Annotated in this window: 22 protein-coding genes and 1 tRNA gene; 10 read left to right on the forward strand and 13 right to left on the reverse strand. The window is 72.3% G+C overall.

Translation table 11 applies throughout. From position 1 onward, the window contains the following. The first annotated feature begins 240 nt into the window (after positions 1–240). Positions 241–603 (forward strand): hypothetical protein, encoded by a 363-nt coding sequence (locus ABR737_RS17895; protein WP_350251162.1) that lies wholly within the window; start codon positions 241–243, stop codon positions 601–603. A 131-nt stretch (positions 604–734) separates the two neighbouring features. Here ABR737_RS17895 and ABR737_RS17900 read toward each other — a convergent pair whose 3' ends face one another. Both ABR737_RS17900 and ABR737_RS17905 read right to left on the reverse strand, forming a co-directional pair. Beyond that, a complete protein-coding gene (locus tag ABR737_RS17900; RefSeq protein ID WP_350251163.1) occupies positions 735–1,619 on the reverse strand; it encodes an RDD family protein in 885 nt (294 codons plus the stop codon). A gap of 118 nt (positions 1,620–1,737) precedes the next feature. Next, positions 1,738–3,315: an RDD family protein gene (locus tag ABR737_RS17905; RefSeq protein WP_350251164.1), complete on the reverse strand. Its 1,578-nt coding sequence runs from the start codon at positions 3,313–3,315 to the stop codon at positions 1,738–1,740. 234 nt (positions 3,316–3,549) lie between these two features. On the opposite strand from ABR737_RS17905, the gene ABR737_RS17910 reads away from it, so the two are divergent. Together ABR737_RS17910 and ABR737_RS17915 are read left to right on the forward strand one after the other, a co-directional pair. Then, on the forward strand, positions 3,550–4,035 hold the full coding sequence (locus tag ABR737_RS17910; protein WP_350251165.1) for an SsgA family sporulation/cell division regulator: 486 nt from the start codon (positions 3,550–3,552) through the stop codon (positions 4,033–4,035). A 283-nt stretch (positions 4,036–4,318) separates the two neighbouring features. Beyond that, positions 4,319–4,603: a tetratricopeptide repeat protein gene (locus tag ABR737_RS17915; RefSeq protein WP_350256826.1), complete on the forward strand. Its 285-nt coding sequence runs from the start codon at positions 4,319–4,321 to the stop codon at positions 4,601–4,603. A gap of 60 nt (positions 4,604–4,663) precedes the next feature. Here ABR737_RS17915 and ABR737_RS17920 read toward each other — a convergent pair whose 3' ends face one another. From ABR737_RS17920 to hppD, 5 genes are all read right to left on the reverse strand, one after another. Continuing rightward, positions 4,664–6,109: a dihydrolipoyl dehydrogenase family protein gene (locus ABR737_RS17920; protein ID WP_350251166.1), complete on the reverse strand. Its 1,446-nt coding sequence runs from the start codon at positions 6,107–6,109 to the stop codon at positions 4,664–4,666. A gap of 97 nt (positions 6,110–6,206) precedes the next feature. After that, positions 6,207–6,500, reverse strand: coding sequence for a ribosomal protein L7/L12 (locus ABR737_RS17925; RefSeq protein ID WP_350251167.1), 294 nt, complete (start codon positions 6,498–6,500; stop codon positions 6,207–6,209). Positions 6,501–6,509: 9 nt separating this feature from the next. Further along, complete coding sequence (locus ABR737_RS17930; RefSeq protein ID WP_350251168.1) at positions 6,510–6,833, reverse strand: hypothetical protein; 324 nt, start codon at positions 6,831–6,833, stop codon at positions 6,510–6,512. A gap of 72 nt (positions 6,834–6,905) precedes the next feature. After that, the gene (locus tag ABR737_RS17935; protein WP_350251169.1) at positions 6,906–8,270 is read right to left on the reverse strand and encodes an FAD-binding oxidoreductase; all 1,365 of its coding nucleotides are present in this window, start codon (positions 8,268–8,270) and stop codon (positions 6,906–6,908) included. 277 nt (positions 8,271–8,547) lie between these two features. After that, the gene (gene hppD, locus ABR737_RS17940; protein ID WP_350251170.1) at positions 8,548–9,702 is read right to left on the reverse strand and encodes a 4-hydroxyphenylpyruvate dioxygenase; all 1,155 of its coding nucleotides are present in this window, start codon (positions 9,700–9,702) and stop codon (positions 8,548–8,550) included. 129 nt (positions 9,703–9,831) lie between these two features. On the opposite strand from hppD, the gene ABR737_RS17945 reads away from it, so the two are divergent. From ABR737_RS17945 to ABR737_RS17965, 5 genes are read left to right on the forward strand one after another with little or no spacing between them, the layout of a single operon-like run. Then, positions 9,832–10,299, forward strand: a complete 468-nt coding sequence (locus tag ABR737_RS17945) for an Lrp/AsnC family transcriptional regulator (protein WP_086715635.1) — start codon at positions 9,832–9,834, stop codon at positions 10,297–10,299. Between the two features lie 13 nt (positions 10,300–10,312). Beyond that, positions 10,313–10,960, forward strand: coding sequence for an ABC transporter permease (locus ABR737_RS17950; protein ID WP_350251171.1), 648 nt, complete (start codon positions 10,313–10,315; stop codon positions 10,958–10,960). Continuing rightward, on the forward strand, positions 10,953–12,191 hold the full coding sequence (locus ABR737_RS17955; RefSeq protein WP_350251172.1) for an ABC transporter ATP-binding protein: 1,239 nt from the start codon (positions 10,953–10,955) through the stop codon (positions 12,189–12,191). The genes ABR737_RS17950 and ABR737_RS17955 overlap by 8 nt, the downstream gene beginning before the upstream one ends. Further along, positions 12,188–13,072, forward strand: coding sequence for an ABC transporter permease (locus ABR737_RS17960; protein ID WP_350251173.1), 885 nt, complete (start codon positions 12,188–12,190; stop codon positions 13,070–13,072). The genes ABR737_RS17955 and ABR737_RS17960 overlap by 4 nt, the downstream gene beginning before the upstream one ends. After that, a complete protein-coding gene (locus ABR737_RS17965; RefSeq protein ID WP_502964336.1) occupies positions 13,069–14,082 on the forward strand; it encodes a glycine betaine ABC transporter substrate-binding protein in 1,014 nt (337 codons plus the stop codon). Before ABR737_RS17960 ends, ABR737_RS17965 begins: the two co-directional genes overlap by 4 nt. Before the next feature lie 127 nt (positions 14,083–14,209). Here the strand turns inward: ABR737_RS17965 and ABR737_RS17970 are convergent, their stop codons facing one another. The 4 genes from ABR737_RS17970 to ABR737_RS17985 all read right to left on the reverse strand — a co-directional run bounded on the left by ABR737_RS17970 (position 14,210) and on the right by ABR737_RS17985 (position 19,711). After that, on the reverse strand, positions 14,210–14,989 hold the full coding sequence (locus ABR737_RS17970) for a S16 family serine protease (protein WP_350251174.1): 780 nt from the start codon (positions 14,987–14,989) through the stop codon (positions 14,210–14,212). A 152-nt stretch (positions 14,990–15,141) separates the two neighbouring features. Beyond that, entirely contained in the window at positions 15,142–15,783 is a 642-nt protein-coding gene (locus ABR737_RS17975) for an IclR family transcriptional regulator (protein WP_129296128.1), read from the reverse strand. Positions 15,784–16,195: 412 nt separating this feature from the next. Next, on the reverse strand, positions 16,196–17,992 hold the full coding sequence (locus ABR737_RS17980) for a DEAD/DEAH box helicase (protein ID WP_350251176.1): 1,797 nt from the start codon (positions 17,990–17,992) through the stop codon (positions 16,196–16,198). Positions 17,993–18,172: 180 nt separating this feature from the next. Next, entirely contained in the window at positions 18,173–19,711 is a 1,539-nt protein-coding gene (locus ABR737_RS17985; RefSeq protein ID WP_350251178.1) for an MFS transporter, read from the reverse strand. Positions 19,712–19,997: 286 nt separating this feature from the next. Between ABR737_RS17985 and ABR737_RS17990 the strand changes: the two genes are divergently transcribed. Beyond that, positions 19,998–20,861 (forward strand): alpha/beta fold hydrolase, encoded by an 864-nt coding sequence (locus ABR737_RS17990; RefSeq protein ID WP_350251179.1) that lies wholly within the window; start codon positions 19,998–20,000, stop codon positions 20,859–20,861. Between the two features lie 161 nt (positions 20,862–21,022). Beyond that, a tRNA-Cys gene (locus tag ABR737_RS17995) sits at positions 21,023–21,097 on the forward strand. A gap of 105 nt (positions 21,098–21,202) precedes the next feature. Here ABR737_RS17995 and ABR737_RS18000 read toward each other — a convergent pair. Together ABR737_RS18000 and ABR737_RS18005 are read right to left on the reverse strand one after the other, a co-directional pair. After that, on the reverse strand, positions 21,203–21,502 hold the full coding sequence (locus ABR737_RS18000) for a hypothetical protein (RefSeq protein WP_350251181.1): 300 nt from the start codon (positions 21,500–21,502) through the stop codon (positions 21,203–21,205). A gap of 100 nt (positions 21,503–21,602) precedes the next feature. After that, positions 21,603–23,942 carry a xanthine dehydrogenase family protein molybdopterin-binding subunit gene (locus ABR737_RS18005; RefSeq protein WP_350251182.1) on the reverse strand — a complete coding sequence of 780 codons (2,340 nt, stop codon included), beginning with the start codon at positions 23,940–23,942 and terminating at the stop codon, positions 21,603–21,605. Positions 23,943–23,955: the final 13 nt, after the last annotated feature.

Here is a 23,955-nt window from a genome sequence, read left to right on the forward strand (position 1 = left end):
CCACTCGCCCGGCAGAGACCCGGTGTATATGCCCGCCGGACATGCGCCCCCGCCCCCAACAGCCATGACGGCAGCGGACATTGGCCCGGGCGCCGGCGTTGTGCGCCCCCTGTGCACCGGGACCGTGGGTTAGGTCACGCTTACTTGGCGTTCCGCTCGGGAAGTAAGGACCGTAGGCTCGTTTGATGGCGCGCCCCTGACCCACACCCCCCTGCCGACCCTCCGAGGACGGATCCCGCCATGCCTCGTCCGACCCCCGCACAGCTCGCCTACGGTTCGGCCACCGTCTTTCTCTCCACCCTCGCGATGCTGCTGCTCTCGCAGACGCAGACCGGGATCGGGGTCGCGGTCATCGCCATCGCCGGGCTCGGGCTCGGACTGCTGGTCGCCATGACGGTCCCGATGCCCGGGGTGCCGCGGGTGGTCCGCCGGCGTCTCGTACGGGACGAGGCGCCCGCCGCGCCCGCCCCGTTGAAGGCCGTACCGACGCCGCCCGAGCACCACAGGCCCATGGCGGCATCGTCCTCCCCCGCCCCCTGGGGCCCCTTCGCCGAACCGGCCACCGCCGCCACGGACACCCGGATCGGCGAGCATTCACGCTGAGGCGGGCCGTCACGCTGAGGCGTTGAGGCGGCCGGTTACGCCGGGGCGGGCACTCACGCCGAGGCGGGTGGTCACGCCAGGACGAGCACGCACACCGCAGCGGGCGCTCACGCCGAGCGGGCTTCAGCCGTCTATGCCTGTGTCTGGGCCTGTGTCTGGGCCTGGGCCTGGGCCTGGGTGGACACCACCACGGTCTTCGCCGCCTTGTCGTGCAGACACTGGTGATACGGCTGGTCCCAGGTACACCACAGGACGTTGACCAGCCAGAAGATAAAGCCGCAGCACGGCACGATCTCCGGCAGCGTATAGACCGCGGCCCGGGTCCAGCCCGCCTGCGCGGTGGGGATCGAGCCGTTCGAGAGCATCGCCACCCGGATCTTCATCGCCATCTTGCCGAGGGTCTGGCCGCGGCTGGAGAGCATCAGCCCTTCGTAGATGAGATACGCCAGCATGGTGACGCCCGATACCGTCGACTGCCTGCCCGCCTCCACGCTGTCGGTACTGAAGTAGTCCACCCCGCCGACGATCAGCGTCATGATCACGGATACCGGTACCCCGATGATGATCGCGTCGATGATGCGCGCCACGAGCCGGCGCCCGCGGTTCGCCAACGGCGGCATACCGGCCAGCGGGTCGGCCGGGCCGGGCTGCCCGCCGTAGGGGTCACCGGCATACGGGCCGCTGCCGTACGGGGCGCCCGCGTAGGGCGGCGGGGTGCCACCCGGAGGCGGGGTGCCACCCGGAGGCGGGGTGCCACCGGGGGGCGGGGTACCTCCCGGCGGCGGAGTCCCGCCCGGAGGCGGCTGGCCTCCCGGAGGCGGCGTGCCGCCTGCACCGGCGCCCGTGCCGTTGCCGCCCGTACCGTTGCCGCGCGGCGCGTGGTTGCGAGGGGTGCCGTTCTCACGGGGCGCGCTGTTACGGGGAGCGCCGCCCGCCGGGGGCTCCTGCGGCTTCTTCAGGAACGGGTCGTCCTCCGGCGGCTCACCGGAACCGGGCCGGGGCTGGTCGGTACTCATGGCCCGAGTCGACCCCTTGTCGCGGCCCGCCGCATCCGGCGAAGTCCGTTCGGGGGACGGCCACCGGCCGGGCGGCCGGCCCGGCAAACCGGCCAGGCGGGCGGCCCGGTCAGGAGCCTCAGCCGGCGGCGACGAACGTCCGCGCGACCTTGTCGTGCCAGCACTGGCGCCACGGCCGGTCGAACAGGCACCAGAGCACGTTCAGCACGCCGACGACGAGCACGCCGAGCACGCTGTAGACGAACCAGCGCCGCAGCGCCGCGCCGAGGGCCGGGGTGTCATGGCTCTCGATGTCGAGGACCCGTACGCCGCACAGCTTCTTGCCCAGGGTGCGGCCCCACTTGAGGGTCGGCAGCGCCTCGTAGAGCGCACCGCCGAGCAGCAGGACGGCCAGGATCGTGGCGAAGACCGGGAGGGTGGTGCCGTCGACCAGATAGACCGTCATCTGGCGGCCGGACTGCTTGGCCGCCTCGACCTTGGCGTCGATGTGGTCCGTGACGGTGCCCCACAGGGGAACGGCCACCGCGGCGGTGAGCGCCCCCAGCACCAGCGTGTCGATCAGCCGGGCCGCCAGCCTGCGGCCGAGGCCGGCCGGGTGGCCCTGCGCGGCCTGGGCCAGAGCCGAGAAGGGATCGGCGGCGGCCGGCGGCTTCCAGGGGATGACGCCGTCGGCGTCGGCGCCCTGTGCGCCGGATCCGGCCGGTGCGGCACCGCCCTGCGCCGGGAAGCCGGCCGAGGGGGCGGAAGCCTGCGCGCCGGGGGTCTGCTGCGCCGGGCTCTGCGGGGCGGGACGCGGCGCGGGGCTCGGCGCAGGGGTCGGGGAAGCCTGGTGCTGCGGGGTCTGTGAAGCCTGCGGGGCGGCCTGGTTCCGCGGGGCAGGACTCGGGGTCTGCTGCGGCGCCGGGCTGCCCTGCTGCCGGTCGCCGACGGACGGCAGCGACTGCGGGGAAGCGTCACCGGGCGCGGCGGACGGGGTGCGGCCGCCGTCCGCGACCCGGATCGCCATGGTCTCGCCGCCCTTGGGGGGCTGCGCGGCGCCGGGCCGTACCGCACGGATCGCGGTGGTGCCCTGGTCCGCGGAGTTGCTGCCGCGGCGCGCGGCCGGGTTCACGGCCCGGATGGCGACCGTCCCGTCGGACGGGCCCTCGGAGCGCGCGGGCGCGGTCGCACCGGGCGCCTCGCCGGCCGGGGCCTCGGCGCCGCCCTTTTCGCGCTGCGGCGGCACCCCGCCCCAGGGAGCGGCGCCCGACGGAGTGCCGGCGGGCGCCTGGTCCGGTGAGCCCCAGGAGATCCGGCGGTCGGTCTCGGCGCCGTAGCCGGCCTGCCGGGAGGCGTCGGCCTGCCAGGAGGCGGCCGGTTCGGGGCCGGTGCCGTGCAGCCGGGCCGGGTCGTCCCAGCCGGTGGCGGGACGGGTCTCGACCTCGCCGCTCTGGCGTACGGCCGGCACCGCGGAGCCGCCGGCCGCCCCCTCCTCGTCGAAGAAGACCGGTCCGGTCTCCTCGATGGCAGGGGAAGAGGGCGGGGCCACGCCGGGCGGCGGTGCGGGCATCGCCTCGCCCTCGGCGGGGGCGGGCCGGCTGGTGCCCGGCACCCATGCGGCACCGTTCCAGTACCGGATGTAGCCGGGGATGGACGGGTCCGGGTAGAAGCCTGGCGTAGGGCTACCGCCGGCGGATCCTGAGGTAGGGGCGCTCATGTCCGAAGTCCCGTATCTGTACTCGGCCTGGTGGGTGTGGGGTGCAGTCTGCCGCAACGCGGCGTCCACATCTATCAGACCCCGGTTGTCCTCGTACCCATGCCCGCCCACGACCACCTGGAAGAGGCGAGGGAAAAAAGTTGTACGAAGTCGCGTAATGGTCCGGCGCCTTGCGCCTCTCCCCCTACGCGGGCCCGGTACGGGTGCCCGCGGGCGCGAAGAGAGGCGGACGTCATGCACACCGTGGTGGAGCGAGAGCTGGAGCTGGGCCTGGTTGTGTCACCGGAGCGGAGTGTTCCGGTCCCGGCCCGGCTGACGTACCGGACGGACGACCCGTACGCCGTCCATGTCACGTTTCATATCGGTTCCCACTCCCCGGTCCGGTGGACCTTCGCCCGCGAACTGCTCGTCGAGGGCGTGTTCCGGCCGTGCGGCGACGGCGATGTACGGGTGTGGCCGACCAAGCTCGACGGGCGCAGCCTGGTCTGCATCGAGCTGGACTCGCCCGACGGCCGGGCCCTGCTGGAGACGCCGGCCCCCGCGGTCTCCGCATGGCTGGAGCGCACGTTGCGGGTGGTGCCGCCGGGATCCGAGCAGGGGCATCTGAACCTCGACAAAGGACTGAGCGATCTCCTCGCCATGGCGCCGACGGAGGCGACGGAGGATCCGCGGCTGGGCGGCTCGCTGCCCTCGGACGAGGCGCCCGAGCCCGGGGCGTGAGGGCGGCGGGCCTGGTCTTCGGGGGACGGTCGGGGGTGAGGGGGCCGGCGCCGCACCGCGCCGCCCTGAGAGGCGGAATGTTCCCGCGGGCCGCGCTGTTGGGCGCGGTATGAGCGAGAACCACCGCGCACGGACGGGTCAGGGCACCGGCTCCACGGCGTACGGCAGCGGTGTCGCGGCGTACGGCAGCGGTCCGGCGGCGTACGACGCGTCCCGGGACGCGGCCCGGGACGCGGCCTATTACGAGCACGGGACCGCCGCCGACCGCTGGGCGCGGGCCCAGTTGTTCTTCGAGGCGAAGGACTTCACGGCCGCGGCCCGGATCCTGCGCGGCCTGGTGGACGAGGACCCGCAGCCGGTCGCCCCGCGGCTGCTGCTCGCCCGTGCCTACTACCACTCCGCCCGACTGGGGCGCGCCGAGGCCGAGTTGCGGGCCGTCCTGGACCGCGATCCGGTCGAGTCGTACGCCCGGCTGATGCTCGGCCGCACCCTGGAGCGCCAGGGGCGCGCCGACGAGGGCGCCGGGCAGCTGCGGATCGCGGCGGCGCTGGGCGCGGACGGCGCCTGAGCGGCCCGGCGTCCGAGCGGCCCGGCGCCGACAGCGCTTGACCGGCCGGCGCGGACAGCCTCAGCCGCGGTACGCCTCCAGCAGCCGCAGCCACACCTCACTGATCGTCGGGTAGGAGGGCACCGCGTGCCACAGCCGCTCCAGGGGGACCTCGCCGGCCACCGCGACCGTCGCGGAGTGCAGCAGCTCCGCGATCCCGGCGCCGACGAAGGTGGCGCCGAGCAGCACCTCGCGGTCCAGGTCGACGACCATCCGGGCCCGGCCGCGGTAGCCGTCCGCGTACAGGTAGGCCCCGGCGACGGCGGCGACGTCCTGGTCGATCACCCGGGTGCGGTACCCGGCCTGCTCCGCCGCGGCGGCGGTCAGGCCCACGGAGGCGGCTTCGGGGTCGGTGAAGACGACCTGCGGGACGGCGAGGCGGTCCGCGGTGGCGGCATGCGCGCCCCAGCGGTCGGACTCCAGGATCGGGACGCCCCGGGCGCGCGCGGAGATGGCGGCGCCGGCGATTCTGGCCTGGTATTTGCCCTGGTGGGTCAGGAGGGCTCGGTGGTTGACGTCGCCGACGCCGTAGAGCCAGCCGCCGGTCACGCCCGTCACCCGGAGACTGTCGTCGACGTCCAGCCAGGAGCCGGGGGTCAGGCCGACCGAGTCCAGGCCGATGTCCTCGGTGCGCGGCGTCCGGCCCGTGGCGATCAGCAGCTCGTCGGCGACGATCTCGTCGCCGCAATCCAGCAGGACGGTGACCGGGCCGCCCGGGGCTTCCCGGCGTACCTCGCGGACCTCGACGCCGGTCCGCAGGAAGACCCCGGCCTCGGCGAGCGATTCGGCGACCAGGTGGCCGGCGAACGGCTCCATACGGGGCAGCAGCCCGTCGCCGCGTACCAGCAGCGTCACGGAGGAGCCCAGTGCCCGCCAGGCGGTGGCCATCTCGACGCCGACCACGCCGCCGCCGACCACCACGAGGCGGCCCGGCACGGCCTTGGCGCTGGTGGCCTCGCGGCTGGTCCAGGGCCTGGCCTCGGCGAGCCCGGGGACGGGGGGCAGCACCGCGCGGCTTCCGGTGCACACCGCGACCGCGTGCCGGGCGGTGAGCACCCGTCCGCCGTCGACGACCACCCGCCGGGGCCCGGCCAGCCGGCCGTGGCCGCGCACCAGGTCGATGCCGACAGAGTCCAGCCAGCGGAGCTGTCCGTCGTCCTTCCAGTAGGAGGCGACCTCGTCACGGTGGGCGAGCACCGCCGGCGCGTCCAGGGGCACGTCCGCGGCGTCCATGAGGCCGGGGACCCGGCGCGCGTCGGCACGGGCGGTGACCGGGCGCAGCAGGCCCTTGCTGGGCATGCACGCCCAGTAGGAGCATTCGCCGCCGACCAGTTCGCTCTCCACGACCACCGCGCTCAGCCCGGCGGCATGCGCCCGGTCGGCGACGTTCTCGCCGGTCGGCCCCGCCCCCAGCACGATGACGTCATACGCCTCATCAGCGGCTTGGGTCGCTTCCGTCGCTGCCATCGGCTCTCGCTTCCTGCGTGGGCGTGAGGGGGCCCGTGGACGTGAGAGCCCGGTGGGCCCGGCGGGTCCTTCCGGCCATCCTCTGCCCAACGGGCCGTCAGCGCATCCGGCGTTCGACCGCTTCCTTGGCCTCGACGAGTCCTGAACCGGTCACCTCGCGGTGCACCTTGATCGCCTGGATCTTCTTGCCCTGGGCCAGCAGGGCGTCCAGCTCGGCCATCCTGGGGTCCTCCGGCTCGGAGATACCGGCGTGCGCGAGCAGCAGGTCCACCTTGCGCTCCAGCCGCCGGAGCCTCAGGTCCTGCCGCTTGGCCCGGAGGTCACTCGCCCTGGCGAAGCCGGAGCCACCGATGAGGAGGAACACTGCTGCTATGAGGGGTGCGTAATCCATGCCGGAACTTTACGAGGCGGCGGCACGTGCCATGAACACGGCAGTCGCCGCGGGGCCGTGCACACTGCCCCGGACGGCCGGTGCGCCGTCCGTCAGGATCTCGCATTCGGCGTAGGCGTCCGGCCCCTCGAGGGTGAGGGTGAGCATCGGCATCGCGCCCACGCCCCGGGCGTCGGTCACCACGAACCACGGCAACTCGGGCCGGGCCACCTGCTGTTCGCCCCCGGAGTCGCCCGGCGCCTGGACGGCGTAGGTGAGGTCGTCGACGCCCTTCCCGGTTACCCGGAAGGTGACCATGCCCTCACCCGACCTGTGCGGATCGTTGATCGTCATGGGTGAAGTCAACCGCCCTTCCCCCTGCCCCGCACATCCGGGTCCCGGCCGGGCCGGCGGGACGCGGGTGCTTCAGAAGAGCTTTCCGGGGTTGAGAATGCCCAGCGGGTCGAAGACGCCCTTGATGCCGCGCTGCAACTCCAGCCCCACCGGCCCCAGTTCGCGCGCCAGCCACTCCTTCTTCAGGACCCCGACGCCGTGCTCACCGGTGATGGTGCCGCCCAGTTGCAGGCCGAGCGCCATGATGGCGTCGAAGGACTCCCTGGCCCGCCGGGACTCATCGGGGTCCGCGGCGTCGAAGCAGACCGTGGGGTGGGTGTTGCCGTCCCCCGCGTGCGCGCAGACACCGATGGTCAGGTCGTACTTCTCGGCGATGGCGGCGGTGCCGTCGAGCAGTTCGGCGAGCCGGGAGCGCGGTACGCACACATCGTCGATCATCGTGGCGGATTTGACCCGCTCCAGCGCGGTCAGGGTCAGCCGGCGGGCCTGCAGCAGCAGGTCGGACTCGGCGGCGGTCTCGGCCGGAACCACCTCGGTGGCGCCCGCGGCGGTGCACAGCGCACCGACGGCGGCGAGGTCGGCGGCCGGATCGGGGGTGTCGAAGGCGGCCAGCAGCAGCGCCTCGGTGCTGGCCGGGAGACCCATCTGCGCCATGGCGTTGACCGCGCGGATGCTCGTACGGTCCATCAGCTCCAGCAGCGACGGGGCGTGTCCGCGGGCCATGATCTCGCAGACCGCCTCGCAGGCAGCCGCGGTGGAGGGGAACTCGGCGGCCAGCGCCAGTTGCGCGGGCGGCTCCGGCTTGAGCGCGAGAACGGCGCGTACGACGATGCCCAGGCTGCCCTCGGAGCCGACGAACAGCCGGGTGAGGTCATAGCCGGCGACGCCCTTGGCGGTGCGCCGGCCGGTCGTCAGCAGCCGCCCGTCGGCAAGGACGACGTCCAGGCCGAGGACGTACTCGGCGGTGACCCCGTATTTGACGCAGCACAGGCCGCCGGAGGCGGTGCCGATGTTCCCGCCGATCGAGCACTGCTCCCAACTGGAGGGGTCGGGCGGGTAGTAGAGGCCGTGCTCGTTCACCGCCCGGGACAGCACGGCGTTGATGACACCGGGCTCGACCACCGCGATCCGGTCGACGGGATTGATCTCGATGATCCGGTCCATCTTGACCAGCGAGAGCACGAGGCAGCCGTCGGAGGCGTTGGCGGCTCCCGACAGCCCTGTACGCGCCCCCTGCGGGACGACCGGCACCCGGAGCTCGGTGGCCGTCCGCATGACGTGCTGGACCTGCTCGACGGTGCGCGGCAGCACGACCACGGCGGGCGTCCCGGCCTCGCAGAAGCTCGCCATGTCGTTGGCGTAGGAGCCGGTCACATCGGGGTCGGTGAGGATCGCTTCCCCCGGGAGCCCGGCGCGCAGTCGTGCGATGAGGTCCATACCCTCAGCCTCGCATCCATGGGCCGTACACGGAAGATCACCACCCACCCGGAACGGCACCCACCGGCCGGCAGCACCGAGGGGACACCCGGACGAGACGGACAGCCGCCGGCCGACGGAAGGGTGCGGGCCGAAGGGCCCGGGTGCGGGGACGTCAAGCGAAGCAGTCCCCGCACCCGGGCCCGGAGGCCCGCACCCGTCACCCACCACCCGCCGTGGGCGCACCGCCCCGCCCCGCCCCGCCGCCAGGCTCAGGCACACCGCCCCGCCGCCAGGCTCAGAGGTTGCCGCGCCGCTCCTGCTCCCGCTCGATCGCCTCGAAGAGCGCCTTGAAGTTGCCCTTGCCGAAGCCCATGGAACCGTGCCGCTCGATCATCTCGAAGAACACGGTCGGCCGGTCCTGGACCGGCTTGGTGAAGATCTGCAGCAGATAGCCGTCCTCGTCGCGGTCGACCAGGATCTTCAGCTCGCGGAGCGTCTCCACGGGCACCCGGGTCTCGCCGGCCCACTCGCCGAGGGTGTCGTAGTAGGAGTCGGGAGTGTTGAGGAATTCGACGCCGGCGGCCCGCATCGCCCGGACACTGGCGACGATGTCATTGGTGGCCAGCGCGATGTGCTGGACGCCGGGGCCGCCGTAGAACTCCAGGTACTCGTCGATCTGCGACTTCTTCTTCGCGATCGCGGGCTCGTTGATCGGGAACTTGACCTTGAGCGTGCCGTCCGCGACGACCTTCGACATCAGCGCGCTGTACTCGGTGGCGATGTCGTCGCCCACGAACTCCTTCATGTTGGTGAAGCCCATGACGTTGTTGTAGAAGGCCACCCACTCGTTCATCTTGCCGAGTTCGACGTTGCCGACGCAGTGGTCGATGGCCTGGAAGCGCCGCGGGCCGGTCTCCACCAGGGGCTCGGCAGCGACGAATCCCGGCAGGTAGGGGCCGTCGTAGCCGGAACGCTCGACGAGGGTGTGCCGGGTCTTGCCGTAGGTGGCGATGGCCGCCAGGACGACGGTGCCGTGCTCGTCGTGGACCTCGTGGGGCTTCTCCAGGCCGGTGGCGCCCTGGGCGACGGCGTGCTCGTAGGCGGCGCGGGCGTCCGGGACCTCGATGGCGAGGTCGATGACGCCGTCGCCGTGCGCCGCGACATGGTCGGCGAGGAAGCGGCCCCACTCGGTCGTGGGCTTGATGACGGAGGTGAACACGAACCGGGCGCCGCCGGATTCGAGCACATAACTCGCGGTCTCGCGGCTGCCGTTCTCCGGGCCCGAGTAGGCGACGCGCCGCATCCCGAAGGCGGTCGAGTAGTAGTGCGCGGCCTGCTTGGCGTTCCCGACGGCGAAGACGACCGCGTCCATCCCCTTGACCGGGAAGGGGTCCGCCTGCCGGGCCGTGTCGGGGGCGAGGGGCTGCGTGTGCATCGTGGTGTCTGCCATGCCCGCAGAGTCCCCCCGATCCACAAGGTGCGCAATAGTTCGCGAATCTTCTGGGCACTATGTATAGCGAAAGGGCGAAGTCGCCCGGCTATCTGTACATGATGACCATCACCAAGGGCGGTACGAACGATGGCGATCGATCATTTGGACGGGGCGCTGCTGGAACTGCTCGCCGAGGAGCCGCGGATCGGGGTGCTGGAGGCGTCCCGGCGGCTGGGGGTGGCCCGCGGGACGGTCCAGGCCAGGCTCGACCGGCTTCAGTCGAATGGAGTGATCCGGGGCTTCGGACCGGATGTGGACCCGGCGGCCCTCGGATATCCGGTGACCGCATTTGCGACGCTGGAGATCAAACAAGGGCAAGGAAACGACGTACGTGCCCACTTGACGACCGTTCCCGAGGTGCTGGAGCTGCATACAACGACCGGACATGGGGACATGCTCTGCAGGCTTGTCGCCCGGTCCAACGCCGATCTGCAGCGGGTGATCGACCGGGTTGTGGGCTTTGATGGCATCGTGCGGGCATCGACGGCAATCGTGATGGAAAATCCGGTTCCGTTGCGAATCGTCCCGCTGGTGAAACAGGCATCGGCAGACTGACCGAGGAGACCGAGTGAGCTTCTGGGAGTACGTCGGCACCCGGCACGCCCAGCTGCTGACGGACACATATCAGCACGCCAGTGCCGTCTTCCAGTGCATGGTGCTCGCCACCCTGCTGGGCGTCTTCATCGCGGTGGTGACCTACCGCAGCGAATGGGCGGGCAACCTCGCCACCACCTCGACCGCCACCATCCTGACCATCCCGTCCCTGGCCCTGATCGGTCTGCTGATCCCGATCGTCGGCCTGGGCGTCCCCCCGACGGTGATCGCGCTGACCCTGTACGGACTGCTGCCGGTGGTCCGCAACGCCATCGTCGGGCTGCGCGGGGTGGACCCGGACCTGATCGACGCGGCCAACGGCATCGGGATGTCCCGCGCCGCCCGGCTCTTCCGCGTCGAACTGCCGCTGGCCTGGCCGCCCATCCTCACCGGCATCCGGGTCGCCACCCAGATGCTGATGGGCATCGCGGCGATCGCCGCGTTCGCCTCCGGCCCCGGCCTGGGCAACGAGATCTTCCGCGGGATCGCCTCGCTGGGTAGTGCCAACTCCCTCAACCAGGTGCTCTCCGGCACCCTCGGGATCGCCATCCTCGCTCTTCTCTTCGACGCCGCCTACGTCCTGATCGGACGCCTGACCATCTCCAGGGGGATCCGTGCCTGAGACGCCCGAGACCGCTGCCGCCTCCGGCGCGAGCATCCAGCTGGAGAACCTGACGAAGATCTATCCGGGGAACCCCGTCCCCGCGGTGGACAACGTCAACATGGAGATCAAGGCCGGCGAGATCGTGATCCTGGTGGGGCCCTCGGGCTGCGGCAAGTCCACCACCCTGAAGATGATCAACCGGCTGATCGAGCCGAGCTCGGGGCGGATCCGGATCGGCGACGAGGACGTCACCGACATGGACCCGGTCAAGCTGCGCCGCAAGATCGGCTACGCCATCCAGGCGTCCGGCCTCTTCCCGCACATGACCGTCGCCCAGAACATCGCCCTGGTCCCGAAGATGATCGGCTGGTCCCAGTCGAAGACCAGGAACCGGGTCGAGGAGATGCTCGACCTGGTCGGCCTGGACCCGCGCGAGTTCCACGGCCGCTATCCGCGCCAGCTCTCCGGCGGCCAGCAGCAGCGCGTCGGGGTGGCCCGCGCCCTCGCCGCCGACCCGCCCGTCCTGCTGATGGACGAGCCGTTCGGCGCCGTCGACCCGATCACCCGCGACCACCTCCAGGACGAGCTGATCCGGCTCCAGCACGAGCTGCACAAGACCATCTGCTTCGTCACCCACGACTTCGACGAGGCCATCAAGATCGGCGACCGGATCGCGGTGCTCCGCGAGCGCTCGCACATCGCCCAGTTCGACACCCCCGAAGCCATCCTCACCAACCCGTCCGACGACTTCGTCTCCGGCTTCGTGGGCGCCGGGGCGGCGCTCAAGCGGCTGAACCTGACCCGGGTACGGGACGTGGGCGTGGTCGACTTCCCCACCGCCAGGACCGATGACCCGCTGGAGTCCATCTTCGACCGGGTCCGCGCCGGCTCCCACAACGAACTGCTGCTGCTGGACCCCAACCACCGCCCGTACAAATGGCTGCGCCGCGGCGATCTGGCCCTGGCCAAGGAGTCGCTGGCCCGGGCCGGGACGCCGGTACAGCACACCGTGACCCGGGATGCGACGCTGCGCGACGCGCTGGAGGCGGTGCTCACCGACAGCGCGGGCCGGGTCGCGGTCACCGGGCGGCGCGGCGAGTACATCGGCGTGGTCGACATGGAGACGCTGATGAACAACGTCCAGGAACTGCTGGAGGCGGACCGGATGGAGGCCCTGGAGCACCAGCACCAGCTCCAGGAGCTGCGCGCCCGCCAGACGCAGCTGGAACAGGAAGGCATGGAGGCATGAGCCCCCACGACGGGAGCAGCCCGCACCACGGCGAGCGCCCGACGGGCGACCACGAGGCCTTCGCCCTGCGCGACGACGCCGAGATGCAGGAGCGGGAGGGGGCGGCCGGTGAGGCGCCGGTCCCGTCCGCCGCCAAGGGCCGGCGCCGGATCAGCTGGCAGAAGTGGACCTTCATGCCGGTCTTCCTGGTCCTCGCACTGCTCGCCACCTGGCTGTGGTTCCGCGGCGCCCGCCTGGACTCCATCGCCCACCAGGCGGTCGACAACGGGAAGGTATGGCTGGCGCTGCAGCAGCACATCGAGCTCACCGCGATCTCCACCTTCTTCGTGCTGATCATCGCGATCCCGCTGGGGATCGCGCTGACCCGGTCCAAACTGCGCCGGGCCACCCCGGTCGCCATGGCCTTCGCCAACCTCGGGCAGGCCGTCCCGGCGCTGGGTCTGCTGATCCTGCTGGTGATCTGGCTGGGCATCGGGGCCCGCTCGGCGATCGTCGGCATGGTCATCTACGCCGTGCTGCCGGTCCTCGCCAACACCATCGCCGGGCTGCGCGGCATCGATCCGACGCTGACCGAGGCCGCCCGCGGCATCGGGATGTCCCCCACGGGTGTGCTGACCAAGGTCGAACTCCCCCTGGCCGTACCGCTGATCCTGGCCGGTGTCCGCACCGCGCTGGTGCTGAACGTCGGCACCGCGACGCTGGCCACCTTCGGCGGGGGCGGCGGCCTCGGTGACCTGATCTCGGCAGGCATCGTCACCCAGCGCATGCCCGTACTGATCCTCGGTTCGGTGCTCACCGTGGCGCTGGCCCTGCTGGTCGAATGGCTGGCGTCGCTGGCCGAACTGCTGCTGCGGCCACGCGGACTGGAGGCGACGGTATGAGGATCCACCCGCGTCCGGCCGCGCACGGCCGCCCCGGAAGGCGCCGGGGCGCCCGCTTCCTCGTCGTCCTGCTCGCCACCGTGCTCAGCGCATGCGGCCTGGTCAGCGGCAGTGCGATGAGCGACACCGTGCTGCCGGGGGCGAAGGCCGGCTACCCGGGCCGCCCGCTCACCGGAGCGCAGCTGACCGTGACCTCGAAGGAGTTCACCGAGCAGATCATCCTCGGCCAGATGATGGGCATCGTCTTCGAGGCGGCCGGGGCCAAGGTCATCGACAAGACCAGCATCCAGGGCTCGATCGGCGCCCGGGAGGCCGTCAAGTCCGGCACGGCGGACGCCGCGTACGAGTACACCGGCACCGGCTGGATCACCTACCTCGGCCACACCAAGCCGATCGTCAACCCGCAGCAGCAGTGGAAGGCGGTCCGCGACGAGGACCGGAAGAACGGCATCGTCTGGCTCCCGGCCTCGACGCTGAACAACACCTACGCGCTGGCGCTGAACACCGCCAACCAGAAGAAGCTGGGCGTGCACAACCTCTCGCAGGTCGCGGCGCTGTCGCACAAGAACCCCGGCGCCGTCACGATGTGCGTGGAGAACGAGTTCGCCACCCGCAACGACGGCCTGCCGGGCATGGCGCGGGCGTACGGCATGAACGTGCCCTCCGGCAACATCCGCAAGATGACCGGCGGCGTCGTCTACACCGAGACGCAGAAGGGCACCTGCGCGTTCGGCGAGGTCTTCACCACCGACGGCCGGATCAAGGCGATGCATCTGCACGTCCTCGCCGACGACAAGCACTTCTTCCCCAACTACAACGTCGCTCCCGAGATCAACGCCGAGGCCCTGAAGAAGTACCCGGCGATGGCCGAGGTCCTGGCCCCGGTCACCAAGGCGCTCAACAACACCGTCGCCCAGGAGCTCAACCGCAAGGTCGATGTGAACGGCGAGGACCCGCACGAGGTCGCAAAGGACTGGCTGATCCGGGAGGGGTTCATCAAGGAGGGGTGAGACGCGGGCGGCGTGACACGGGAGGCGTGACGCGGACGGCCCGGGGCGGGGCGGTGGGGCGGCTCAGCAGGTGGGCAGCTTACCCCCGGTCCGGCGCAGCAGGTCGGCAGCTTGCCCCCGGTCCGGCTCAGCAGGTCGGCAGCTTGCCCCCGGTCCGCAGGGCCTTCAGGGCGTCCACCGCGCCGTCGAGCGTCGTGACCGGGATCAGCCGCATCCCCTTCGGCAGCTCCGCCCGCGCATCGGTGCACTCCTTGCGCGGGACCAGGAAGACCGAGGCGCCGTCCCGGTGTGCGGCCTGCGTCTTCAGCGGGACCCCGCCCACCGCGCCGACCTTCCCGCCGGCGGTGATGGTCCCCGTACCGGCGATCTTGCGCCCGCCGGTCAGGTCGTGGCCCGCGCCGTCGCCGTCCAGCTTGTCGACGATGCCGAGGGCGAACATCAGCCCGGCGCTCGGACCGCCGACGTCCGCAAGGCTCAGCTTGACCTTGATGTCCTTGGCGGACTTGCCGAGCTGCCCGAGCGCGGCGCTGGTGGCGGTGTCCTGCGACTGTTCCATCTGCTTCGCGTTGTGCTCGGCGATCTCCTCGGTGTTGTTGCCCACCGGGTAGACCGCCTCCCGCGGCATCACGGCCTCGTCCGTACGGAACCAGCCCTCGATGATGTCCGGCAGGTGGACGGAGGCGTCCGGTCCGGTGGCCACGATCGAGGTCATCCGCAGCTGTCCGCTCGTCTTACGGGTCCCGGCGCCGGTGATGGTGATCACCGGCTTGCCCTTGTCGTCGCCGAGGACGTTCGCCGTCATGCCGGGATAGGCGACAGCGAACGGCAGCGGGGCGAGGACCGCCGTAAGGACGAGGGCCAGGACAAGGGCGGCGCAGAGCGCCAGGGCACGGGTGCGTGAGGACACCCCGCCAGCCTAATTGACCCCCGCACCACCAGGGCCGTAAGGCGCTGCGGCCTCACCACACGGCCACCGCCCCTTCACACCCCGTGGCCTCGGCCGCCCCCGCACTCCGAAGACGGGCACCAGGTTGCTGCGAAGACAGGCACCACGCCTCCTCAGCGCAGCGCCTCCGACACCTCCCGGGCCGCGTCGACCACCCGCGGCCCGATCCGCTCGGAGACGGTGTCCGCGAGCATCACCACGCCCACGCTGCCCTCGATGCCGCTCACCCCGAGCAGCGGTGCCGCCGCGCCGCTCGCGCCGGCCTCCAACTCCCCGTGGGTCAGGGCGAGTCCGGCGTCCTGGAGGCGTCCCTGCCGGGCCTTGAGGATGGCCCGGCCGGCGGCCCCCCGGTCCAGCGGATGACGGAACCCCGCCCGGTAGGCCACGTGGTAGTCGGTCCAGGTCGGCTCCACCACGGCGACGGCCAGCGCTTCCGTGCCGTCGACGAGGGTGAGATGCGCGGTGGCCCCCACGTCCTCGGCGAGCGACCGCAGCGCGGGCAGCGCCGCCTCCCTGACCAGCGGATGCACCTGCCGGCCCAGGCGCAGCACGCCCAGGCCGACCCGGGCGCGGCCGCCCAGGTCGCGGCGGACCAGAGCGTGCTGCTCCAGCGTGGCCAGCAGACGGTAGACCACCGTGCGGTTGACGCCGAGCTTGTGAGAGAGCTCGGTGACGGTCAGACCGTGGTCGGTGTCGGCAAGCAGTTTGAGGACGCGCAGCCCTCGGTCGAGGGTCTGGGAGGTCTCTGCGGTCACGACGCCTCCTGGGTGAGTGGCGGCTCTCGACGTGACGCGCTGCGAGTCCCGGAGCAGCGCGCGCTAGAGGCCGCCGGCCGCATGGCACCGGCTGCGCTCCGCGGCGGCGCTGCCACGGGGCGTGTGCGTGACCGGGACAGTAGCGAGCCAGTCCGGTGAGCGGAAGAGTCCGTCCAGAATCCGGGCTTTCCCGCCCGGAATATCCCCATAGGTCCGTCCAGAGCGTCCCGTGGTGTTTCAGGTAGGGCTACAGAGCCGTTCGGGCGGTATGGGCGGAAGCGACGGCGGGAGGGGTGCGTGTGCCGTGCCGGAATCGACGGCGGGGGCGGCGCGCCGCAACCACCGGCACACCGCCCCCACCCACAGGCCACGGATCACAGACCCCAGGCGGCCCCTCAGGCCCCGGCCGGACTCACTTCATCCGCGTGGCCCACTCCCGTACCTTCTTGATCCGCTCACCCAGCTGCCCGGCGGTGGCCTCCGCGCTCGGCGGCCCGCCGCACACCCGCCGCAGCTCGGTGTGGATCACGCCATGCGGCTTTCCGCTCTGGTGGACATAAGCCCCCACCAGCGTGTTCAGCTGCTTCCTGAGCTCCAGCAGCTCCTTGTGCGTGACCACGGGGCGCCGCTCGGCCGGCAGCTCCAGCAGGTCGGCTTCCTCGTCCGGCCGCTTCTTGCTGTGCGCGATCTGCCGGGCCTGCCGCTTCTGCAGCAGCATCTGCACCTGGTCGGGCTCCAGCAGTCCGGGGATGCCGAGGTAGTCCTGCTCCTCCTCGCTGCCCGCGTGGGCCTGCATCCCGAACTCGGCACCGTCGTAGAGCACCCGGTCGAAGACCGCCTCCGACTCCAGCGCCTCGAACGAGAACTGCTCCTGCTCGCCGGTGTCCTCGTCCTGTTCCTTGTTCGCCTCGTCCATCTCCTTCTCGGACTCGGCGTACGGGTCTTCCTCCCCGTCCTTCTTCGGCTTGTCCAGGACGTGGTCGCGCTCGACCTCCATCTCGTTGGCGAAGCCGAGCAGCATCGGGACGGTGGGCAGGAAGACCGAGGCGGTCTCGCCGCGCTTGCGGGACCGTACGAAACGGCCCACGGCCTGCGCGAAGAACAGCGGGGTCGAGATCGTGGTGGCGTACACCCCGACCGCCAGCCGCGGCACGTCGACGCCCTCGGACACCATCCGGACCGCGACCATCCAGCGGTCCTGGGAGTACGCGAAGTCGTCGATGCGCTGGGAGGCCCCGGTGTCGTCGGACAGCACCAGCGTGGCACCCTCCCCGGTGATCTCCCGGATCAGCTTGGCGTACGCCCGCGCCTGCTCCTGGTCGGAGGCGATCACCAGCGCCCCGGCGTCCGGGATGGACTTGCGGACCTCGCTCAGCCGCTGGTCGGCGGCGCGCAGCACGTTCGGCATCCACTCGCCGCGCGGATCCAGCGCGGTACGCCAGGCCTGCGAGACCGCGTCCTTGGTCATCGGCTCGCCGAGCCGGGCCGCGATCTCGTCACCCGCCTTGGTCCGCCAGCGCATATTGCCGCTGTAGGAGAGGAAGATGACCGGCCGGACGACGCCGTCGCCGAGCGCGTTGCCGTAGCCGTAGGTGTAGTCGGCGGAGGAGCGGCGGATGCCGTCGTTGCCCTCCTCGTACGTCACGAACGGGATCGGGTTGGTGTCGGACCGGAAGGGCGTACCGGTCAGCGCGAGCCGCCGGGTCGCGGGCTCGAACGCCTCCAGGCACGCCTCGCCCCAGGACTTCGAGTCACCGGCGTGGTGGATCTCGTCGAGGATCACCAGCGTCTTGCGCTGCTCGATCCGGTTGCGGTGCAGCATGGGCCGTACGCCCACACCGGCATAGGTGATCGCGACGCCGTGGTACTCGCGGCCCAGCGGCCCCGCGCTGTACTCCGGGTCGAGCTTGATCCCTATCCGTGCCGCCGCCTCGGCCCACTGCTTCTTCAGATGCTCGGTCGGTGCCACGACCGTCACCTGCTGCACGACGTGGTGGTGCAGCATCCACGAGGCGAGCGTGAGCGCGAACGTCGTCTTGCCGGCTCCGGGCGTCGCGACGGCGAGGAAGTCTCTCGGCTGTGCCTGGATGTAGCGGTCCATGGCCGCCTGCTGCCAGGCACGCAGCTTGTTCGCGGTACCCCAAGGGGCCCGTCCCGGGAAGGCCGGGGACAGGTGATGGTTATTGGTGGCGCTGGTGGTGGTAGTCACGGTCTCCGTCGGCTGAACTCGGCGATCGGCAACCGCGTCAGCCTACCCGTGCCCCGGTTCACGCTCCGGGGTTACGGCACCGGCTCACCCCGGGGTGGGACCGAGGTCACATTCGCCGGCCGACCCGGGTGGGGGTGAGCTTGCAGGTCGGGCCGGTGACAGGGCCTCGGCGCGACGTCCTCACGCCCGCTCCGGTCGCAACCGACTCGTGACACCGGCGCCGGCCAGCGCCACCACCGCCATCGCCGCGAACACCGCCGCGAAGGCCGCCGGATGGCTCGCCGAGGCGGCGCCGGCCGTGGCCGCGGGCCCGTGCGCAGCGATCGAGCCACCGCCGAAGGCCGCGAACAGCACCCCGCTGACCCCGACGAAGGTGACGTTCCCCAGCGCGTCCGACATCTGCAGGGACGCGGAGTTGCTGCCCGCCTCCTCGGGACGGGAGAGCTTCAGCAGCAGTACGCCGCCGCTGGAGATGTTCAGGCCCATACCGAACCCGCCGACCGTCCAGGCCACCGCGACGATCGCGACGGGCACCGTGTCGAGCAGCGCCAGCGGCACCGCCACGATGGCCGCCGCCAGCAGGACCATGCCCAGGCCCATCAGCCGCTCCCGGTACGGCTCCAGACGCGGCCGGCTCTGGACGTACGAGCCCAGCGCCCAGGTCAGTCCGCCGCCGGTGAGGGAGAGACCGGCGAGGGTGGGGGACAGCCCGCGCTGGGTGACCAGCATCAGCGGGATGAAGCTCTCGGCGCCGACCAGCGCCCCGGCGGCCAGACCGCGCATCAGCACGACGCTCGGCAGGCCGCGCCCCGCACGGAACGTGCCGCGCGGCAGCAGCCGCACGATGCCCGGGACCAGCAGGGCCAGTCCGGCGGCCGCGGGCAGCAGCGCGAACCAGGCCGGATGCTGGCCCGCGTACTGCAGCAGGCAGGCGCCCACGGCGGCGGCCAGCGCGAGCAGACAGCGCCGGTTGCCCAGGACCTGGCGGGCGCCGCCGCCCGGCCCTGGACGCGTACGGGGCAGCTTGCGCAGCGCGGGCAGCATCACCGCGAGCGGCAGCAGTATCAGTGCCGGGATGGCGAGGAAGACCCAGCGCCAGCCGAACTGTTCGGTGAGGGTCCCGGCGACCAGCGGGCCCACGATCACCGGCACCACCCAGGCCGCCGAGAACGTCGCCATGATCGACGGGCGCAGCCGGTCGGGGTAGGCGCGGCCCACCACCACATACAGCGCGACCACCACCATCCCGCCGCCGATGCCCTGCACCCCGCGGCCCGCGACGAACATCCCCATGCTCTGCGCACCGCCCGCGACCAGCAGCCCCGCCCCGAACGCGGCGATCCCGGCGAACAGCGGCGCGAGCGGTCCGTGCCGGTCGCTCCACTCCCCCGCGAGCGCCATCGCGAACAGGCTCGCCGTGAAGTAGGCGGAGAACGCGAAGGCGTACAGACCGATCCCGTCCAGCGCGCGGGCGGCGACCGGCATCGCGGTGTTCACGGCAATCGCCTCGAAGGCGACGACCGAGACGACGGAGATGATGCCGAAGGTGAGCGCACGGTGGGCCCGGCCGAGGATGCCGCCGGTGGCGGCCGGGGTGGCGGCCGCCGCGTCGGCCTGGTCGCGGGCCGGGTCGCCGGCCGGGGTGTCCGACGGCGGGGCGAGTTCGGTTCCGGTACCCGGGGACGGGTCGGCGCTGCGGCGGGGGCGATCAGCGGTCATCGAGCCAGCGTAAGGGCCGTACGACGGCGGTGCCCCTGTCCAGGGACGGGAACCGGGTCGTCCATAGGACCTACGCCGGGGGGCCGGGGGCGGTCCGGCACCGCACGGCATGACACGGCACGGACCGGTCCGGGCCCGGACCGGCACAGCAGGGGCCGGACCGGCCCCGGACCGGACACGGCACGGACCGACGCGGCACGGACCGGACCCCGGCCCCCGGACCCCGGACCGGCACCACACGACACGGACCGGCCGTACATCGCCCGTCGTCGGGCAAGCTGTCCTTATGCCGCACTTCCGCACGTACGACAACGCCGAGCTCCACTACAGCGTGCTCGGCCTGGCCGACTCGCCCCTGCCGCCCCTGGTGTGTCTGGCCGGCGGCCCCGGACGGGATGCCGCGTATCTGGGCGACCTCGGCGGGATGAGCGCACACCGGCAGCTGATCGTTTTGGACAGCCGCGGCACCGGCGCCTCCCCGGCCGCCGCCGACCCCTCCCGTTACGCCTTCCCGCAGCTCGCCGAGGATGTCGAGGCCCTGCGCGCGCACCTGGGCCTGGAGCGGTTCGCCCTGCTCGCCCACGACGCGGGGGCCGCGGTCGCCCAGGCGTACGCGGCGAGGCACCCGCAGCGGCTCACCCGGCTGGTCCTGGTCTGCCCCGGCTCCCGGCTGCAGGGCGAACTCCCCGACGACGCACAGGAGATCTTCGCCGCACGCGAGCACGAGCAGTGGTGGCCGGAGGCCTCGGCGGCGGTGCGGCAACTGGCCGAGACCTCCGACATGGACGAGGTACGGGCCCTGCTGTTCGCCGCGGCGCCGCTCGCCTACGGGCGGTGGGAGGAGCCGCAGCAGGCCCATGCGGCCACCGAGGGCGAGCAGTTGGGCCCGGTGCCGCGGGCCGGGTTCTGGCAGGGCGTGGACGAGCAGCTGCGAGAGGCGCTGGTATCGGGGCTGGGCGAGGTGAGCTGCCCGGTGCTGGTGGTGACCGGTGACCACGACGGGGTGACGGGCATGCGCGCGGGCGAGCTGGTGGCCGAGTCCTTCCCCGACGCACGGGTCCGGCCCCTGCACGAGGTGGGCCACTACCCATGGGTGGACGCCCCGGAGCTGTTCAGGGCGGCAGTGGAGGAGTTCCTGCACTCGGCCTGAGCGGCCACCCCACCGGAGCCCCGCTTCATGAACGGCATGTTGCCCCGCGTTGCCTCCTGTTGCCTCGGGTTGCCCCGTATTGCAGCTTCACGCCACTCTGCTCCGCACTCTTGCCGAACACCCCGCCACGCGGCATACAGTCAGGTTCAGCACACCAACCCGGCCGTGTGCCCGAGTGGTTCAGGGGCTCGCCTGCAAAGCGAGTTACGTGGGTTCGAATCCCGCCACGGCCTCCATACGCTCCGACCAGGGGCGACGGATGGGCCGGTCTCTTCCCAAGGAGCCCGGCCCCTCACCGTTCGTCTCGGTTTCCGCCTCAATGGGCCGGGAGCGGCACGTCGTCAGGAACCGCAGTCGCGGCCGGCGTCGCACTGCCAGCCGGAAAAGCCGCCTTCGCGGGGATGGTCGATGTCGTGGTCGAATTGGAAGAACCCCCAGGCCACCCAGGCAATGAAGGCGACGCAAAGAGCGAGTCCGGCCCACAGGGCCAGTTTCTTCAGAAGGGCGCGGGGATCCGCCTCGCCCTCAGGGGCGTCGGGCCCGCACCGGCCGTCTCCGTTCCGCACGCCGGGGACCTCCCGGTCGTCACGCTTCTTGGCCTCGACGTGGTAAGTGATCTCGCCACCCTCCCTTCCTCGCAAGCGAGTGACGTAAATCCGCATCCCGCCGCGGCCTGCGCAGGCTCCGGCCAGGAGCGGGAGCGGGGCCGCGCGGGCCCCGCCGGGCCACGTACCCGCCCCCTCAGGCCCCCTGCTGCTGCACCACCTGCGCCACCGCCGCCTGGGGGCGGATCGGGAGGCGGCCGATGGGGCGGCCGGTGGCGGCGCGGACGGCGGAGGCGACGGCGGCCGGGGAGGTGACGACCGGGACCGCGCTGGCGGGCTTGGCGCCGAAGGGGGCGACCACGTCCCGTTCCTCGACGAGCTTGACGATGCGGATGTCCGGGGCGTCCAGGGCGGTCGGCAGCGCGTAGCCGGTGAGGTCGGGGTGGCGGACCTGGCCGCGGGTGGTGCGCAGGTTCTCCATCAAGGCCGCGCCCAGGCCCTGGGTGACCCCGGCCTCGATACGGGCCCGCAGCTGGCGGGGGTTGAGCACCCGGCCGACGTCCTGGGCGACGGTCATCTCCACGACGCGGATGGTGCCGAGTTCGATGTCGACATCGGCGACGCAGCGGATCGCGCAGAAGGCGAGGCCGACGAACGCGTCGCCCTGGCCGGCCTCGTCCAGCGGCTCGGTGGGATGCGGGCGGCACTGGGCGGTGGCCCACAGTTCCTTGCCGTCCAGCGCCTCGGCGACGGTGGTGCTGAGCACCCCGTCGTACGAGGTGATCTTGCCGTCGTTGATCTGCAGCAGCTCGGTGGACATCCCGAACTTGTGGGCCAGCGGCTGCAGCAGCTGCCTACGGACCATCTTGGCGGCGCGCTCGACGGCGCCGCCGGAGACCCAGGTGTGCCGCCCGTGGCAGGCCGCGCCGGCCGGCGGCTGGTCGGTGTCGGCGCCGGCGACATGCACCTCGTCGATGCCGAGGGTTTCCTGCACGATCTGCCGCGCCAGGGTGGAGAACCCCGACCCCGTCTCGACCGCGGCGCAGATGACGTGTGCCACCGAGCCGCTGACCTTGACGGTGGCGGTGGAGACCTCGTCGGTGCCCTCCGCGCCGAGCATGTGCACCATGCCCAGCGCATAGCCGACACCGCGGCGCACCGCGCCCGGTTCGCCCGCCCCCTCGGGACCGCCCGGCAGCAGCCACTCCGCTTCGGGCGCGTCCTTGGGCAGCTCGGGAAGCGGCGCTTCCTTGACGGCGTGCAGGAGTTCGGCGACCGGGGCCGGGCAGGTCACCGTCTGCCCCGTGGGCAGCAGGTCTCCGGTGGCCATGACGTTGCGCAGCCGGATCTCGTCGGGCTCCAGGCCCAGCCGGGCGGCCAGCTTGTCCATCTGGCCCTCGTAGGCGGCACAGACCTGCAACGCGCCCTCGCCGCGCACATGGCCGGACGGGGGGTTGTTGGTGCGCACCGCCCAGCCGTCGACCACGGCGTGCGGGACGACGTACGGGCCGCAGGAGAAGGAGACGGCCGCGGCCAGCGCGTCGGCGGAGGTGTCCGCGTAGGCACCGGCGTCCATCAGGATCTGGGCCTCCACCTTGACCAGCGTGCCGTCGGCGTCCGCATGGTGGCGGTAGCGCAGCAGCGTGGGGTGGCGGTGGGCGTGCGAGAGGAAGGACTCCTCGCGGGTGGCGGCGAGCTTGACGGGGCAGCCCGTCCGCAGCGCCAGCAGGCCGAGCGGCAGTTGGATGCCGGGGTCCTCGCGGTCGGCGGTGGCGCCGGGCACACCGGTCACCACGACCTTGACCTGGTCCGGCTCCAGCCCGAAGGAGGCGGCGGCCAGATCGCGGTCGGTGTGCGGGTCCGTGGAAGCGGTGTAGATCTCCACGCCGCCGTCGGGGCGCGGCACCGCGAGTCCGGCCTCGGCCCCGATGGGCGCCGGGTCCTGGCGGCCGATCCGGTAAAGCCCCTCGACCATCACCTCGCCCACCACATCGGGGTCGCCGAAGCGGAGCGGGATGTGCCGGATGAGGTTGCCGTCCGGGTGCAACGGCTCGGCCTCGAAGGCCAGTTGGGGGTCGGTGACCGCGTCCTGGATCTCGTACTCGACGGCGATGGCGGCGGCGGCCAGCCGCGCCGTGTCGGGGTGCTCGGCGGCCACCGCGGCGATCGGCTCGCCGTGGTGGCGGACCTCGTCCTTGGCGAAGACCGGGCGGTCGGCGGTGCCCCGGCCGTGCCCCGCGTCGCCGGGGACGTCCTCGTGCGTGACGACGACGCGCACGCCGGGCATCTCCTCGGCGTGCTGGGTGTCGATCGACAGGATGCGCGCCCGCGGGTGCGGCGAGCGCAGCACCGCGGCCCACAGCAGCCCCTCGGCCCACAGGTCGGCGGCGTACGGGAAGGTGCCCTCGGCCTTGGCCGGTGCGTCGGCGGACGGCAGGGACACGCCCAGGCCGTGCAGCGGCTCCTCGGGGGGGATCGGGACGCCCGCCGCGGGGGTCGCGGTGACGGCCGCTGCGCCGTCGGACGTGCCACTCATGCCGCAACCTCGC

Origin of the sequence: Streptomyces sp. Edi2, assembly GCF_040253635.1 — a bacterium.
Taxonomy (GTDB): Bacteria; Actinomycetota; Actinomycetes; order Streptomycetales; family Streptomycetaceae; genus Streptomyces.